Annotated in this window: 16 protein-coding genes; 6 read left to right on the forward strand and 10 right to left on the reverse strand. The window is 66.3% G+C overall.

Annotation, left to right across the window (positions count from 1 at the left end; genetic code table 11):
- Positions 1–21 precede the first annotated feature (21 nt).
- On the reverse strand, positions 22–3075 hold the full coding sequence (locus tag WIX41_RS07130) for an efflux RND transporter permease subunit (protein ID WP_339446404.1): 3054 nt from the start codon (positions 3073–3075) through the stop codon (positions 22–24).
- The gene (locus tag WIX41_RS07135) at positions 3072–4304 is read right to left on the reverse strand and encodes an efflux RND transporter periplasmic adaptor subunit (RefSeq protein WP_339446405.1); all 1233 of its coding nucleotides are present in this window, start codon (positions 4302–4304) and stop codon (positions 3072–3074) included. The genes WIX41_RS07130 and WIX41_RS07135 overlap by 4 nt, the downstream gene beginning before the upstream one ends.
- A gap of 156 nt (positions 4305–4460) precedes the next feature.
- Here WIX41_RS07135 and WIX41_RS07140 point away from each other — a divergent pair, with 156 nt between their 5' ends.
- Genes WIX41_RS07140 through WIX41_RS07150 form a run of 3 tightly spaced genes read left to right on the forward strand, consistent with a single transcriptional unit; the run spans position 4461 to position 7344 of the window.
- Positions 4461–5261 carry a MipA/OmpV family protein gene (locus tag WIX41_RS07140; RefSeq protein ID WP_339446406.1) on the forward strand — a complete coding sequence of 267 codons (801 nt, stop codon included), beginning with the start codon at positions 4461–4463 and terminating at the stop codon, positions 5259–5261.
- Between the two features lie 27 nt (positions 5262–5288).
- On the forward strand, positions 5289–6002 hold the full coding sequence (locus tag WIX41_RS07145; protein WP_339446407.1) for a response regulator transcription factor: 714 nt from the start codon (positions 5289–5291) through the stop codon (positions 6000–6002).
- The gene (locus WIX41_RS07150) at positions 5989–7344 is read left to right on the forward strand and encodes a HAMP domain-containing sensor histidine kinase (RefSeq protein ID WP_339446408.1); all 1356 of its coding nucleotides are present in this window, start codon (positions 5989–5991) and stop codon (positions 7342–7344) included. Before WIX41_RS07145 ends, WIX41_RS07150 begins: the two co-directional genes overlap by 14 nt.
- Here the strand turns inward: WIX41_RS07150 and WIX41_RS07155 are convergent.
- The 4 genes from WIX41_RS07155 to arsH all read right to left on the reverse strand — a co-directional run bounded on the left by WIX41_RS07155 (position 7341) and on the right by arsH (position 10219).
- Positions 7341–7673, reverse strand: a complete 333-nt coding sequence (locus tag WIX41_RS07155) for a hypothetical protein (RefSeq protein ID WP_339446409.1) — start codon at positions 7671–7673, stop codon at positions 7341–7343. The genes WIX41_RS07150 and WIX41_RS07155 overlap by 4 nt on opposite strands.
- Positions 7674–7861: 188 nt before the next feature.
- Positions 7862–9004, reverse strand: a complete 1143-nt coding sequence (locus WIX41_RS07160) for a DUF1254 domain-containing protein (protein ID WP_409187341.1) — start codon at positions 9002–9004, stop codon at positions 7862–7864.
- Between the two features lie 94 nt (positions 9005–9098).
- The gene (gene arsC, locus WIX41_RS07165; RefSeq protein ID WP_339446410.1) at positions 9099–9518 is read right to left on the reverse strand and encodes an arsenate reductase (glutaredoxin); all 420 of its coding nucleotides are present in this window, start codon (positions 9516–9518) and stop codon (positions 9099–9101) included.
- Positions 9515–10219: an arsenical resistance protein ArsH gene (gene arsH / locus WIX41_RS07170; protein ID WP_339446411.1), complete on the reverse strand. Its 705-nt coding sequence runs from the start codon at positions 10217–10219 to the stop codon at positions 9515–9517. The genes arsC and arsH overlap by 4 nt, the downstream gene beginning before the upstream one ends.
- Before the next feature lie 71 nt (positions 10220–10290).
- On the opposite strand from arsH, the gene WIX41_RS07175 reads away from it, so the two are divergent.
- Together WIX41_RS07175 and arsB are read left to right on the forward strand one after the other, a co-directional pair.
- A complete protein-coding gene (locus WIX41_RS07175) occupies positions 10291–10605 on the forward strand; it encodes an ArsR/SmtB family transcription factor (RefSeq protein ID WP_409187466.1) in 315 nt (104 codons plus the stop codon).
- Positions 10606–10613: 8 nt separating this feature from the next.
- On the forward strand, positions 10614–11690 hold the full coding sequence (gene arsB / locus WIX41_RS07180; RefSeq protein ID WP_339446413.1) for an ACR3 family arsenite efflux transporter: 1077 nt from the start codon (positions 10614–10616) through the stop codon (positions 11688–11690).
- On the opposite strand, the gene WIX41_RS07185 is transcribed toward arsB, so the two are convergent.
- Positions 11680–12573: a LysR family transcriptional regulator gene (locus WIX41_RS07185; protein ID WP_339446414.1), complete on the reverse strand. Its 894-nt coding sequence runs from the start codon at positions 12571–12573 to the stop codon at positions 11680–11682. The genes arsB and WIX41_RS07185 overlap by 11 nt on opposite strands.
- Positions 12574–12732: 159 nt before the next feature.
- Between WIX41_RS07185 and WIX41_RS07190 the strand changes: the two genes are divergently transcribed.
- Positions 12733–13386, forward strand: a complete 654-nt coding sequence (locus WIX41_RS07190; protein WP_339446415.1) for a hydrolase — start codon at positions 12733–12735, stop codon at positions 13384–13386.
- Between the two features lie 70 nt (positions 13387–13456).
- Here WIX41_RS07190 and WIX41_RS07195 read toward each other — a convergent pair whose 3' ends face one another.
- The 3 genes from WIX41_RS07195 to WIX41_RS07205 all read right to left on the reverse strand — a co-directional run bounded on the left by WIX41_RS07195 (position 13457) and on the right by WIX41_RS07205 (position 14959).
- Complete coding sequence (locus WIX41_RS07195; RefSeq protein ID WP_339446416.1) at positions 13457–14053, reverse strand: TetR/AcrR family transcriptional regulator; 597 nt, start codon at positions 14051–14053, stop codon at positions 13457–13459.
- 13 nt (positions 14054–14066) lie between these two features.
- Positions 14067–14666, reverse strand: a complete 600-nt coding sequence (locus tag WIX41_RS07200; RefSeq protein WP_339446417.1) for an NAD(P)H-dependent oxidoreductase — start codon at positions 14664–14666, stop codon at positions 14067–14069.
- 131 nt (positions 14667–14797) lie between these two features.
- Positions 14798–14959, reverse strand: a complete 162-nt coding sequence (locus WIX41_RS07205) for a hypothetical protein (RefSeq protein ID WP_339446418.1) — start codon at positions 14957–14959, stop codon at positions 14798–14800.

Genomic DNA, 14959 nt, shown 5'->3' on the forward strand with positions numbered 1-14959 from the left:
CGCAGCAGCGGCAGCGGATCGTCAGCGCGCACACTGCATGTTGCGCCATCCACCACGCAACCGGATGCGCAGGTCGTCGATGCAGGTAAACAGCACCGGCACCACCACCAAGCTGAGTACGGTGGAAGTGGCCAGGCCCCCGATGACCGTGATCGCCAACGGTTGGCGGAAGCTGGCATCGGCGCCCAGCCCGGCAGCGATCGGCAGCATGCCGGCCACCATCGCCAGCGACGTCATGAGGATGGGTCGGGCACGATGGCTGCATGCGTCCAACAACGCAGCACCACGACGCATGCCGTGCTGGCGCGTGGCCTGCACCGCATGGTCCACCAGCAGGATGGAATTTTTGGTCACGATCCCCATCAGCATGACCAGGCCGATCATCGCCGGCACGTCCAACGCACTGCCGGTCACCAGCAGCGCCAGCAACGCGCCGCCCAGCGAGAGCGGCACGGCGGAAAGAATCGTCAACGGCTGGAACGCGTCCTTGAACAGCAGCACCAGCACACAGAACATGCACAGCAGGCCTGCACCGATGGCCACCAGGAAACCACCGGCCAGCTCGCCGGCCAGCTCCGAATCCCCGGCTTCGATCGGACGGACCCCGGCTGGCATGGCCTGGCTGATCGGCAGCGCCGCAACCGCTGCTTCGGCATCGCCCAAGGGAATGCCAGCCAGGCCGGCGCTCAGGGTAACGACGCGCTGTCGGTCGAAGCGATCGATCTGGCTTGGACCGCTTTCCATGGCCAACGTGGCGATACTGTGCAGCGGCACCGCGCCATCACGTCCCGGTACGCGCAGACGTCCGATCGCCTCAAGGTCCGTGCGCAGGGCCGGCGCGACCAGGACGCGGATCAGTACCTGGCGGGTATCGAGGTTGAGCCGTGGCAGATTGGCGTCAATGTCACCGCCCAGTGCAATGCGCGCCGTTTCGGCGATGGCGGCGGTGGTCACGCCCAGCTCCGCGGCGCGGCGCGGATCGGGGCGCACGGTCAGTTCTGGTTGCTCAAGGCTCGCGGTGGAGCTGACGTTGGCCAAGCCGGGAATACCGCGCATCTGCTGTTCAAGCGTCTGCGCGGTGCTGCGCAGCAGGCGCCCATCATCGCTGGCCAGGATCAGGGTCATGGCTGTACCCAGGTTGCCGCCACCCACGCTGAAGCGCGCTCCGGGCAGTGCCGCCAGCCGTTCCCGCACCAGCGCCTCGATCACCTGCTGCGACGCACGCCGTTCGCGCGGGGCCAGGGTGAGCGTCAGCAACGCACGACGAACTTCCGGGCCGGACGCACCGTCCCCGTCGCCCGGCTCACCCACCCGGGCGAATATCTTTGCTACGCCGGGCACGTCCTCGAGCGCCTTGCGCACGCGCTCGGCCGCCTGTACCGAATCGGCCAGCGCCACCCCGGGTGGCAATTCAACCCCGACTTCCACATAGCCCTGGTCGGCCGCCGGCATGAAACCGGTGGGAAGCAGAGGAAGCAACACGAACGAGCCTGCCAGAAACGCCACTGCCGCAGTCAACGTCATGCGTCGGTGGGCGAGCGCCCACTGCACGATGGCCAGATAGCGCCGCATCAGCCGTCCCTGCAGGTGCGGCTGCGCGGGCAACGGGCGCAGCCAATGCACGGCCAGCAGCGGCGTCAGCAGCCGTGCCACCAGCAGGGAGGCCAGTACGGCGACGACCGTGGTCCAGCCAAACTGCGCGAACAGCAACCCGGCAATGCCCGGCATCATCGCGGTGGGCAGGAACACCACCACCAGCGTGAGTGTGGTGGCCATCACCGCCAATGCGATTTCGCTGACGGCGTCGGCCGTCGCCTGGGAAACCGACTTGCCGCGCCGACGATGGGTTTCGATGTTCTCGATTTCCACAATGGCATCGTCCACCAGGATGCCGGCGACCACCGCCAAGGCGAGCAGCGTCAACGTATTGAGCGAGAAGCCCAGCCACGGCATCAACGCGAACGTAGGCAGGATCGACAGTGGCAAGGCCATTGCCGCCACGGCCGTGGCACGCCAATCGCGCAGGAACCACCACACCACCAGAACCGCCAATAGCGCGCCTTCCAGAAGCATCTGCATCGATCCCCGATATTGTTCGAGCGTGTAATCCACGCGGCTGGCGACCGCTGTCACCACCAGGCTGGGGTACCGCTGCTGCACTGTTTCCAGTGCGCGGCCCACCGCCACTGCGGTGGCCGCCTCGTCACTGCCGCGCGTGCGGTAGACATGGATGCCCACCACCTGCGTGCCATCGAGCAGCGCGGCCTGATCACGGTCACGATGACCATCGACCACAGTGGCTACCTGGTCCAGGCGCACCCAGCGACCATCGCCCAGCGGCAGTGCTGCAGCCCCCAGCGCATCGGCCGTTGCCACCGTGGCCAACGTGCGCAGGGCCTGTTCGCCGCCCCCGAGACGCACGCCGCCTGCAGAAGATTCCATCTGCACCGCCGCCAGTGCGCGCGAAACCTCCGTGGCGGTAACGTCGAGTGCGACCAACCGCACCGGATCGAGCTCCACCTTCACCTCGCGCTGCACACCGCCCAGGCGCTCCACCTGGCCCACCCCGGATACTTCGCGCAATGCCTTGCCCAGTACGTCGTCGACAAACCAGGACAGCTGCGCCTCGTCCAGCGTGGCCGATTCCACGGCATAGGTAAGGATGGGACTGCTGCCCACCACGTCCGCGCTGACCGCCGGCGGGAGCACGTCGCCGGGCAACATGGCGCGGGTACGGTCCAGCGCCGCCTTGACCTCATCCAGGGCTTCGGACAACGGCGTGCCGATCTCGAACTCGGCCGAGATGTGCACGGCGCCATTACCGACCTGACTGCGCAGGTGGCGCAGGCCAGCCACACTGGCCAGTGCATCCTCCACCGGGCGCGCCACTGACGTTTCCAGCTGTGCGGGCGCTACCCCGGGCTGGGCAAGGGCCACATTGACCGTTGGCAGTTCAATATCAGGCAGGTTCTGGATCGGCAGGCGCACGAACCCCACCGCGCCGGCCACCGCCAGCAACACGAACAGCAGCATCACCGGCGTGGGGTTGCGGATCGACCAGGTCGCGAAGTTCATGGCGCGCCCGCCGGGGTGCCATGGCCCTGCGCCGTGCCCGGCACGATCTGAACCCGGTCGCCATCGGCAAGGAAGCCGGCCCCCTCCTCGACGATCCATTCCCCCTGCTCCAGACCCGAGGTGATCTCAACCTGGCGGTTTTGCCGCCGGCCCACCGCCACCTCGCGCGCGCTCACATGGCCCTGTGCGCCCTGGGCATTGAGGGTGAACACCCGGCTGCGGCCGTCGCGGACCACCACCGACGCCGCTGGCACCACCAGTGCGTGTGTATGCATCTGGCCGATGCTGCCGTCGACGTACATCCCGGCCCGCGCCGCGCTGCCGGCGTCGAGGTCCGCGTAGACCAGCCCTTGCCGGGTATCTGCTCCCAAGCCAGGAGCGAGCTGGCGTACCCGCGCGTGCGCGGCGCTGCCATCGGGCAGCTGCAGCTCAACCTGCTGGCCGATGGCCACCTGGACCAGCTGCGCGGCGCCCAGCTCGCCACGCCACTCCAGTCGCTGTTGGCGGATCAACTTGAACAGGGCGTCGCCACGTTCGGGCACGGCGCCAAGAGTGGCCGTGCGTTCACTGATCACCCCGTCATCGGCAGCACGCAGCACGGTGTAGTCGATCTCCACCTGCTTGGCGTGGAGCGCTGCCCGCGCCGCTCGTGCCGCGGCTGCAGCGGAGGCGGCGTCGGCCAGCGCCTGCAGGATCGACTGCTCGCTCAACGCACCACTGGTACGCAGCTGCTCCGCGCGCCGCGCATCGCGACTGGCCTGTGCGGACGCGATCTCGGCCTGCGCAAGGGCCGCCTGCAGGCGGTTGGCGTCGGCCCGCAACAGCGCGTCATCAAAACGCGCCAGCACCTGGCCCTTGTGCACCACATCGCCAATGTTGGCATCCACGCTGGCCAGGCGCAGCCCGGCCAGCGGCGCCCCCACCACCGACTCCTGCCAGGGCGCAATCGCACCGGAAGCGGTAACCCCACGCTGCCAGGACTGCCGGGCCACGCGCACACGGGTGACCGTCATGGCGGCGGGTGCTTCGGCGGTGCCACGCTGTGCGGTGGTTGCGGGATTGCCCGGTCGGACCAGCACCAGGGTTGCCAGCACCGTCAAGGTGATCGCCAACGCGGTCACCAGCAGTTTGAAACGGCGGGTGCTGCGGCCGCTCATGCGCGACGGAATCGGCGGCAGCGAGGCGGCCCAGTGGCGGTGGCGGGAAGAGCGCGGGCGGAGGTCGGCCATGCGGGGCTCGTGGTGGAAAGGAGGCGGCGGCGATTCTGGAACCGGCCGGGTTACCCGGTTCTTACTGACCGGCGGGCAACGCCGGCGTCGGCGGTAAGTCGCGTGTAAGTCCGGGGCCGCAAGACTCGCTCCGCCCTCCCTCGGAAGTACCGCCTCATGTTCAAGTACCTGGTTTCTGTTCCGCTCCTGCTTCCCACCCTTGCACTGGCGCAAAGCACCACCAGCAGTGGCGACCTGCTTGCCAAGGCCAATGACGATCGCTGGTCGATCGGCGTGGCCGCCTCCGTGCGCCAGAGCCCCTACGCCGGCGAAGGCACCCGCGTGCGGCCGGTGCCACTGCTGACCTATGAGGGCGAACGCCTCTTCTGGCGAGGCCTGACCGGTGGCGTGCACCTGGTCCAGGGCGACACCTTCAGCCTGGACGCGGTACTGAGCGGCCGTTTCGACGGTTTCGACATCAAGGACCTGGGCCGCCGCGAGTTGCTGGCCAACGGGGTGGACCCTGCGCGGCTGGACGACCGCGACGACGGCCTGGATGCCGGCATCACCGCCAGCTGGAGCAGCCGCGCCGGCGAATTCAAGCTGAGCGCGTTGGCCGATGTCACCGATGCCAGCGGCGGCTATGAGATCGCGGCCGACTACGCCTATGCACTGACGTGGGGCCGTACTACCGTCGTTCCTGGCGTCGGGGTACGCTGGATGTCCGATGACCTGGTCAACTATTACCACGGCACGCTGGATGAAGAAGTCGCGCGGGGCGTGCCCCGCTATCAACCCGGCTCGGCCGTGGTGCCGCAGGTGAGCATCGCCTTCACCCGCCCGCTGGGAGAGAAGTGGCGCCTGATGGGCGGGGTGGACTATAAGTTCCTGCCCAATGAAATCACCGACAGCCCGCTCAGCGAGCCGGACACCGACGGCTCTGCCGGCCTGCGCATCGGCATCACCCGCAGCTTCTGATCGTTCTTCCTTTCCTTACGGCCCCGCATGTCCCAGCCCACGCCCACTGCCCTGCCCAACCGGATCGCCCTGGTCGAAGACCACGTGCGCCTGTCGGGCCTGGTCGAGCGCGGGCTGGGTGCGGCAGGCATCGCCGTCGATACCTTTCCAAGCATGGAAGCGGCCTGGCACGCCATCGGCCAGCATGCCTATGCGCTGGCCGTGATCGACCGCGGCCTGCCCGACGGCGATGGCCTGGACCTGGTACGGCGCATGCGCGCGGCCGGCAACCGCATGCCCTGCCTGATGCTGACCGCGCGCGATGCCCTGCACGACCGCGTGGATGGGCTTGATGCCGGTGCAGATGACTACCTGCCCAAACCCTTCGCCATCGAGGAGCTGGCGGCGCGGGTGCGCGCGTTGATGCGCCGCCCCGCCGAACTGCGCGACCTGCAGCTGGTGCACCACGACCTGCAGGTCATCGCCGAAAAAAGCTGCATGCGCTGTGGCGACGAACAGGTCAGCCTGGCGCCGGCCGAACTGCAGATCATCATTTCACTGGTGCGCGCCGCCGGCCAGGTGGTCCGCCGGGCCGCACTGGAATCGGCGGCATGGGGCGTGAGCGAAGCAGTCACCCCGAACGCGCTGGATGTCGCCCTGCATCGCTTGCGGCGCAAGCTGGGCGCAATCGATTCAGCGCTGTCGGTGGTGAACGTGCGCAACCTGGGCTTTGCCCTGCGGCCTGCCGATGCTGCCGCGTAGCCTCAGCGCACGCCTGATGCTGGCCACGCTGCTGGCGCTGCTCGCCGCAGCGGTCGCTGCCGCGGCAGTGATGCTGATGCTTCGCACCAGCTCCATGGACGACATGGTGCGCGAGGAACTCGCCGAGGAGGTGGTCGAGCTCCAGGAAGGCATGCGCGTCGGTGCGGACGGCACCGTGACCCTTGAGCTGTCGCCCGAGGTGGGCAATGTCTACGCCGCCATGCGCAACGACGCCGCATACCGTCTGACCGACGAATCCGGACATGACGTTGCCACCAGCCAAGAGGGCCCGGCCCTGGAGACGCTGCTGGCGTTGCCGCCGGGCTCGACCGGAATGACGGTCGCAGCACCTGATGGCGATGTTCTGCTGCGGGTGGCAGACGCCACATTCGAGCATGCCGGCCGTACCTACCACGCGCGCATTGCGCGCAGCGACCGCTTTGTGGCCACCCTCAAAGATCATGGATCCAAGCTGTACCTGCGTGCCGGCTCGGTCATGGCGGTGCTGGCGCTGATCACCTTTACCGGCGTCATCTACATCACCGTCAACCGCATGGTCCGGCCGCTGCGGCAGGCGTCACGCGTGGCAGCGCGGGTGGGACCGCGCAACCTGGGCGCACGCCTGCGCAGCGATGGCCTGCCATCGGAAGTCGTGCCGCTGATCGATGCATTCAACGCCGCGCTGGAGCGACTGGAACAAGGGTTCCGGGTGCAGCAGGAGTTTCTTGCCTCCGCCGCACACGAGTTGAAGACGCCCCTGGCACTGCTGCAGGCGGAGATCGAGCTCAGCGGCGCCCCCAACACCGCGCTGCTGTTGCGCGACACCACGCAGATGGCGCGGCAGGTGCATCAGCTTCTGCACTTGGCCGAGGTCAGCGAAGGGCACAACTACAGCTACGCGCCGGTGCAGGTCGCCAGCGTGATCGACGACGCCGTCGACTACCTGTCACGGCTGGCCGCTCAACGCGGGGTGGATGTCCTGGTCACCACCGAAGACGCGTCATTCCCGCCGGTGGAGGCCGATGCAGGCGCGCTGTTCGTACTGGTCAAAAACCTGTTGGAGAACGCACTTCATCACGCCCCGCAGGGCAGCGTGGTGAACATCGTGGTGGCGCCGGATCGCTTCCACGTACGCGATGCCGGCCCTGGGGTTGGCGAGGCCGATCGTTCGCTGCTGTTCAAGCGTTTCTGGCGGGGCAACCCCAAAGACAGCGACGGCGCTGGCCTGGGGCTGGCGATCTGCATGGAAATCTGCCTCTCCCATGGGTGGTCCATCGCACTCGTACCTGACGACGACGCACCAGGTGCGTGCTTTGTCGTGGTCACCGGCACCACCGCCTAGGGACGCGCCGCCCGCAACGGAATGCGCAGCACGCTGTCAGGGTGCCACTCGATCCGCAACGGCTCCCCGGCGTCGGCCACCGATTCATCGCTGACATGGTGGTCGCCATCGCGCTCACTGGACAGTTGGAAGTCGCGGTACCCGCCCGCAGCGGCGTCCAGCGAATCGGCATGCTCCCAGCGGTTGGCCCCCATCAGCTCGTAGTTGACCCGGCCGGCCAGCAGCGGCGGCAGCGGCCCGCCGTGCAGCACGTGGTCGAACCACTGGAAGGTGATGACTTCGGTATCGAACTGCGCGGCCGGGTCCACGGTGTACCCGCGCAGCTCCATCGCCTTGACCAGCGCCTGCGTGCCGAAGTGGTCGTACGGCCCCGCGGCAGGTGGGGCGCAGCATACCCTTCCCGCCCGCCATGACATGCTCGGCAGGCAACCGGCGCGCCGTCGCCACTTCCCGCCAATCCGCCTGCTACCCACCCTTTGCCAAGCACGATGCCGTGCCGCCTTGCTGACCCGCCGCGTTACTGCACCGGCACGGCTTCCGGGAAGGTCCAGCGTCCGTCCAGTATCTCGGCCCGTGGCCGGTACAACCGCACCATGTAGTTCCAGCCCGGTGTGGTGGGCAGGCAGTTGGGCACCTGGTCATCGCAGCCACCGAACTGGATGTCCACCGAGCCGTCTGCGTTCTTCTTTGCGGTCAGGTTATTGAGGGAATAGGCGTTCTGCGGGTTTTTGTCGTAGTAGCCCTTGGCGTTGTAAAGACTCACCGACCAGAATCCATCCACCGGGACATCCGCCACATGAAGGCGATACACGGTCTTGCCGTCGTTGCTGGCGGGCGTCACGTTCAAATAGATCGCTTCGCTGTCCGGGTTGCCACCCCAGGCTGTCGCTGCGCCAATCACGCGGCGTACCGGGTCGACCGTTTCGCGGGTACCGAACATATGGCGCGCATCCGGCAACGTTGACCCCAGGGTCACCAGTGCATCGCGCACCTTGTCCTGGCTCACCGTATCCCACCTGGGAATTTCGAAACTGCCCGGCGCGGCCTGCTGGATCTTGATGGCATCCTGCAGCGCGTGCACCTTGCCCACATCCTCCGGGTTGGCCGGATCCACCAGCGTGCGTATGCCAACGACTACATAGCGGGTGCCGTCCTTGCCACGGCTCAGCGTGTAGGCGCCCGGCCTGTAGTTCACCTGCGTGGTGTACTGATCCTCGTCGATGACCTGCATGGACATGAAGCGGTCGCCGGCATCGGGAAGGGTGATGGTGACCGGACCGGCGTCAAGGTCGAGCACCGCGCTGGAATACAGGGTGTCCCGGTTCAAACGCACCACGGTCTGGTTATCGATCGATGCCGGTTCGCGGTGGTGGAAAATCCGGCCCAAGCCTCCCTCCTTCACGAGGGAGGCGAAGTACCGATCCGATTCGGCACGCACGAAGTTGTCGGCGGTGACGGGCACACTGCCCGGCTCTGGAACACGGGCGTCCGCGGCCGGCGCGGGGGTTGGCGTGGCCGCTGCCGGTGCGGATGCAGGTTCTTCCGCAGCGCTGGGGGAGGCCGCTTCGGGTTCACGTCGGCAAGCGGACAAGGTCACGGCTACGGCCAGGACAGCCAACGTCAGGGCAAGGCGGTTGTTGCGCAGGATGGCAGTGCTCACGGCGGAATCTCTGGCCACGGGTGTTGGAGCGTAGCAACGGCCGCGGGTGCTAAAAACAGTACTTCTACTGCGTTTTCACGCTTCACCCGCGCGATCAACGCGAATGAAGGCCACCTGCTGCGCTGACGACTTCGCCATCTTCCTTGGTGAACGGCGTTGCGATCGCAGGAAGGATTTCCAGCACGACCTCGGAGGGCCGGCACATGCGGGTGCCGAGGTCGGTCTGTACCAACGGCCGCTGGATCAGGATCGAATTGGCCAGCATGGCGTCGAGCAACGCATCATCGCTGAGCGAATCATCCTCCAGGCCCAGCTCGAGATACCGCTTTTCCTTCTCGCGGATGGCGCCACGCACGCTCAAACCCGCAGCGGCGATCAGTTCAACCAGGCGCGCACGGCTGGGTGGATTGAGCAGGTACTCGATCACCTCCGGCTCGATCCCGGCATGCCGGATCAACGCCAGCGTATTGCGCGAGGTGCCGCATTCGGGGTTGTGATAGATGACAGCGTTCATGCATTTTCCTCATTCAAAACGGTTTCAACGACACCGGCAGCGGCGGCCAGCGCCGCAGCCTCCAGCGTGCCCTTGCGTTCACTGTAACGATCCACCAGGTAGTCACTGCGGCCGCGCACCAGCAGGGTGAACTTGACCAGTTCTTCCATCACATCCACAACGCGGTCGTAATACGCCGACGCTTTCATCCGCCCGTCTTCATCGAACTCCTGCCACGCCTTGGCCACTGAAGACTGGTTTGGAATCGTCACCATGCGCATCCAGCGGCCCAGCACGCGCAGCGCGTTGACCACATTGAAGGACTGCGAGCCGCCGCAGACCTGCATCACCGCCAGCGTGCGCCCCTGGGTTGGCCGCACGCTGCCTTCCTCCAGCGGCAGCCAGTCGATCTGGTTCTTGAACACCGCCGTCAGCGTGCCATGCCGTTCCGGGCTGACCCAGACATGCCCCTCCGACCACAGCGAGGCCTGCCGCAGCTCCTGCACTTTGGGGTGCGTGGCCGGCACCGAGTCGAGCATCGGCAACTCGTGCGGATTGAACAGCCGGGTCTCGGCGCCAAGGTGTTCCAGCAGCCGCTGCGCCTCCAGCGCCAACTTGCGGCTGAACGATTGCGGCCGCAGCGAACCATAGAGGATCAGGATGCGCGGGCGATGCGTCAGGACAGTCCCCGGTTGCAACGTGGCGACCGAGGGGACACCCAAGGCATCCGGAACTATGTTTGGAAGGTCTGTCACGGCTTGTCCTGTGGAATTATTTCCATTATTCTAGAATTATGGAACATAAGCATGCAACCCGCGCGCTCGGAGCGCTGAGCCACGCCACCCGGCTGTCCATCTACCGCCTGCTGGTCCAGGCGGGGACTGGCGGCAAACTGGCTGGCGATATCGCCCAGGCACTCAACCTGCCGGGCGCAACGCTGTCGTTCCACCTGAAGGCATTGTCAGCCGCCAAGCTGATCACCGCCGAACAACGGGGCCGGGCCATCTGCTATCGGGCGAACTTCCAGGCAATGAACGCCCTGGTGGGGTACCTCACCGAGAACTGCTGCGCGGACGACCAGCCTTCTGATCGGCTTGGCTGCTGCTGAGGACCCTGATGAACGTAGACGCCTCCCGCCTGTCCTTCCTGGATCGCTATCTGACGCTGTGGATATTCGCGGCAATGGCACTGGGCGTAGGCCTGGGTGCACTGTTCGATGGCATCCCGGCCGCGCTCAACCGTCTGTCGATTGGCACGACCAACGTTCCAATCGCCATCGGCCTGATCCTGATGATGTACCCGCCACTGGCCAAGGTGAAGTACGAGGCGCTGCCAGAGGTGTTCGCCGACAAACGCGTGCTGGCACTCTCGCTGGTGCAGAACTGGCTCGTTGGCCCGTTCCTGATGTTCGGCCTGGCCGTGCTGTTCCTGCGGGATTACCCCGAATACATGACCGGCCTGATCCTGATCGGGTTGGCGCGCTGCATTGCCATGGTGCTGGTGTGGAACCAGCTGGCGCGTGGCGACAGCCAGTACGTGGCAGGGTTGGTGGCCTTCAACTCGATCTTCCAGATCGCATTGTTCAGCGTATACGCCTGGTTCTTCCTGTCCTGGCTGCCGCCGGTATTTGGCCTGCAGGGCAGCGTCATCGACGTCAGCGTGTGGACCATTGCCGAAGCGGTGCTGATCTACCTGGGCATTCCGTTCCTGGCCGGCTACCTCACCGGCCGCTGGTTGAAAGCTGCCAAAGGCACGCGCTGGTATGAAGAACGGTTCCTGCCGGCGATCAGCCCGATCACCTTGGTCGCCCTGCTGCTCACCATCGTGGCGATGTTCAGCCTGAAGGGCGGGGACATACTGCGCCTTCCGCTGGATGCGGTACGCATCGCCATCCCGCTCACGCTCTACTTCATCATCCAGTTCGTCATCAGCTTCTTCATGGGCAGGCTGATCGCCAAGGACTACCCGCGTACCACGGCGATCGCCTTCACCGCCGCCGGCAACAACTTCGAGTTGGCCATCGCGGTGGCCATCGCTGCGTTCGGGCTGGCCTCGCCGGTGGCATTTGCGGCGGTGATCGGGCCGCTGGTGGAAGTGCCGGTGCTGGTGCTGTTGGTGCATGTCGCACTGCGCCTTGGCAGCCGCTGTTTTGCGGTGCCTGGCCGCAGTGGTGTTGTCGCTTCTACCGAATGACAGGCGATGCCGCCGGCACGTGATCAAAACAGGCGATAAGCAGCTCAGTCAGCGCCCGCACCTTCAGTGACGGGTGCTGGCCCGGCGGCCGGATGACATGGATGCCGGCCGGCGGCGGCGGAAAGCGCTGCATCACGTGGACCAGGGCGCCCGAGTCCAGATGTGGCTGGGTAATCCCATCGGGCAGCCAGGCGATACCCAGACCCGATATCGCCGCCGCCAGCAGCGCGGTACCGTTGTCGGCCTTGAAGCGCCCACGCGGGTGCACCGTGACAACCCGTTCGCCATCGAGAAACTGCCACGGTTCGGTTCCCTGCATCAGCGCTTCATGCGCGGCCAGGTCGTCGGGGGTCTCGGGGGCTCCATTGGCGGCGACATAAGCCGGGCTTGCAACAAGCCTTCCATGAAGCGGACCCACGCAACGGGCCACCAGGTTGGAGTCCTGCAGGTAACCCACGCGTACCGCGCAGTCGAAGCCTTCGGCCACCAGATCCACGAAGCGGTCGCTGTAGGCCGCATGGACATGAAGCTGCGGATGGCGCCGTGCCATTTCCGCGAACACCGCCGCGAAATGCGTGGGACCAAACGTCAGCGGCGCGGCAATGCGAAGCCGGCCACGCAGATCGCCATTGGGCAGGATCGCTTCCCGGGCGGCATCCATTTCCGCGCACGCCCGCGCGGCGTGCTCACGGAACGTGGCTCCCGCTTCGGTGAGTGACGCCCCGCGCGTGGTGCGCGCCAGCAGCTGCACGCCCAGTTCCGCTTCCAGCCGGGCAAGCCGCCGGCTGACGATGGACTTGGCCACGCCCAACCGGCGCGCTGCGGGCGAGACGCCTCCGGCATCAGCCACTTCCACGAACGTGCGCAGATCTTCGATATCCACCCTGCCCTCCCCGATTCTCCCCATAGCCTGACACAGCCACCTCCAATTCAGCGTTCCTGTTTCTGCGACACAGCTTGGCACCAGGCGCCGCTACCGCCCCGCCAGCGGCAATGACAAGGTTTGTTCTCGCTTCACTCCCCCTCACTACAGGATGAATCCATGACATTCCGCAACGGTCTTGACTCGCTGCTCCGCCCCGAAGATTCCGTACTCGTGCTCATCGACCACCAGCCCTACCAGCTGGCCAACCTCAACAGCCACGACCCGCATGCGGTGGTGAACAGCGCCACCGCTTTGGCCAAGACCGCCAAGGCCTACGGCGTTCCCACCATCCTCACCAGCGTCATCGCCGAACGCGGCGGCCTGATCTTCCCGCACATCACCGATGTATTCCCGGGCCAGGAGGTCATCGACCGCACCCTGATCAATACCTGGCAGGACAAGGCGGTGGTGGACGCGGTCAAGGCCACCGGCCGCAGGCAGCTGATCATTGCCGGGCTGTGGACCGAGATCTGCGTGGCCATGCCGGTCATCCAGGCGCTGGGCGAAGGCTGGGATGTCACCGTCATTACCGACGCGTGCGGCGCGGTGTCGGTGGAGGCGCATCAGGTCGCCATCCAGCGCATGATCGCCGCCGGCGCCAACGTGATGACCTGGATGGCGCTGGCCGGCGAATGGCAGCGCGACTGGGCACGGCTGGAGCACGTGGCCGAAGTGACCGAGGTGTTCAAGCAGCACGCCGCCGGCAGCGGCATCGCCTACCTGTGGGAACAGCAGCTGCTCAACACGCCAGCGCCGCCCAACGCAGGCTGAGCCAGCCGGCGTTGGCCGGTTCCGCAGGTGGTGCGCACCCGCAGCACCTGCGCGGCGGCCTCGGTCGCCGCTATCGGCTCCGCTTGATGGTCGACACGATCAGCCTCACCAACTCAGCCTCCGCCACCGCGTGTTCCACCAGCCCGGCGGCGACCGCTTCCGAGAGCGACTCCGCCGCACCCAGAATCGCCCAGTAGCCGGCGTCAGGCATTTCGGCACCGGTGGCAAAGCCACCCAGCCATTCCGCGCACTTCTCGATGAAGTCCTGCTGATACCGCCGCTTTACCTCCATCAACTCTGGTGAACCCGCTAGGGCAGCGAGAATCCCCTGGATTTCGCTGCCCTGCGACAGCACGCAGTCGATATAGCCACCGGCAATGGCATGGGCGCGATCCTTCAACTGCGCCTTGGCCTTGCCGATGCGCGCTTCGAACACCGCCGTCTGGCGCTGGTCATAGTCCTGGTAGAGCGCGGCCAGCAGGCCCTTGCGTGTGACAAAGTGGTCGTATGCCACCGGCTTGGTGACCCCGGCTGCTTCTGCCAGGCGCCCCAGAGACAGGGCATCGGTTCCCTCTTCGCCCACCAGCGCCCACGCGACATCCAGCAACTGGCGCGCGCGTTGTTCGCGCGGCAAGCGACGGCGGGGCGATTCGGGGCGTGCGGGCATCGGAGTGGTGAGGTCAGGCGGCAGCAGACGCTCCAATGGTACGGCCGATCTCCGCGGCGGTGCGCAGGTGCGCCTCTGCGGAACCGCTGTCCGATTCCAGCAGCAGCGTGGACGACTGCACGCGCGCGCCACAGTAATCGAAAATGCCCATGTCGATCTGCGTTTTCATCGCGCTGCCATAGCCGCGCCGCTCGATCATGGCCGCATCCGCGCCGCCCAATCCCACCAGGTGCACCTGCAGGCGCTGCAGCTTCTTGAGCACCTTGCCATCGGGGCTGTCGGCATAGGCCCAGCCCTGGGTGAAAACGCGGTCGATCCAGCCTTTCAGCAGCGCCGGGAATGACCACCAGTACAGCGGATAGACCAGCACCAGCGCGTCAGCACGATCAATGCGGGCGTGTTCGGCGGCCACATCCGGCGGCGGCGCTGCCGCCTGGCGGAACAGGGCGTTGTCGGCCTGGTTGAAGCGGGGATCGAAGCCCTCCGCCGCCAGGTCGGCGATATCAACCGTGTTGCTGGTGCTGGCGGCAAGGATGGCATCGCCGATCCGGTTCGCCACCGCATGGGTGAGCGAACCGGGTTCGGGGTGGGCGACTACGATCAAGCTGTGCATGGGATGACCCTCGAGTGACGTTACCTACTAAAGGTAATATCGCCCTACGGGATGACCAGTGCCATGAACGGAACGCTGGGATCCCATGGGGAGGGTGATCGGACTGCCCGGCTCAGTGCCTGGGGGTTTTGCTATTCGAACAGCCGGGGATCCAGCGCCAGCGCGTCATTGGAGACCAGGGCGATCTCCGCAAAGCGCGCGTGCGCAGGATTGATGAGCAGGTTGAACTCCCCGCGGGCTACCCGCACTGGGCACGCGCAGCGCGAGATGGCGTGCCTCACGGAGGAATGCAT

The sequence above is a fragment of the Stenotrophomonas sp. AB1(2024) genome (assembly GCF_037482345.1).
GTDB lineage: Bacteria > Pseudomonadota > Gammaproteobacteria > Xanthomonadales > Xanthomonadaceae > Stenotrophomonas.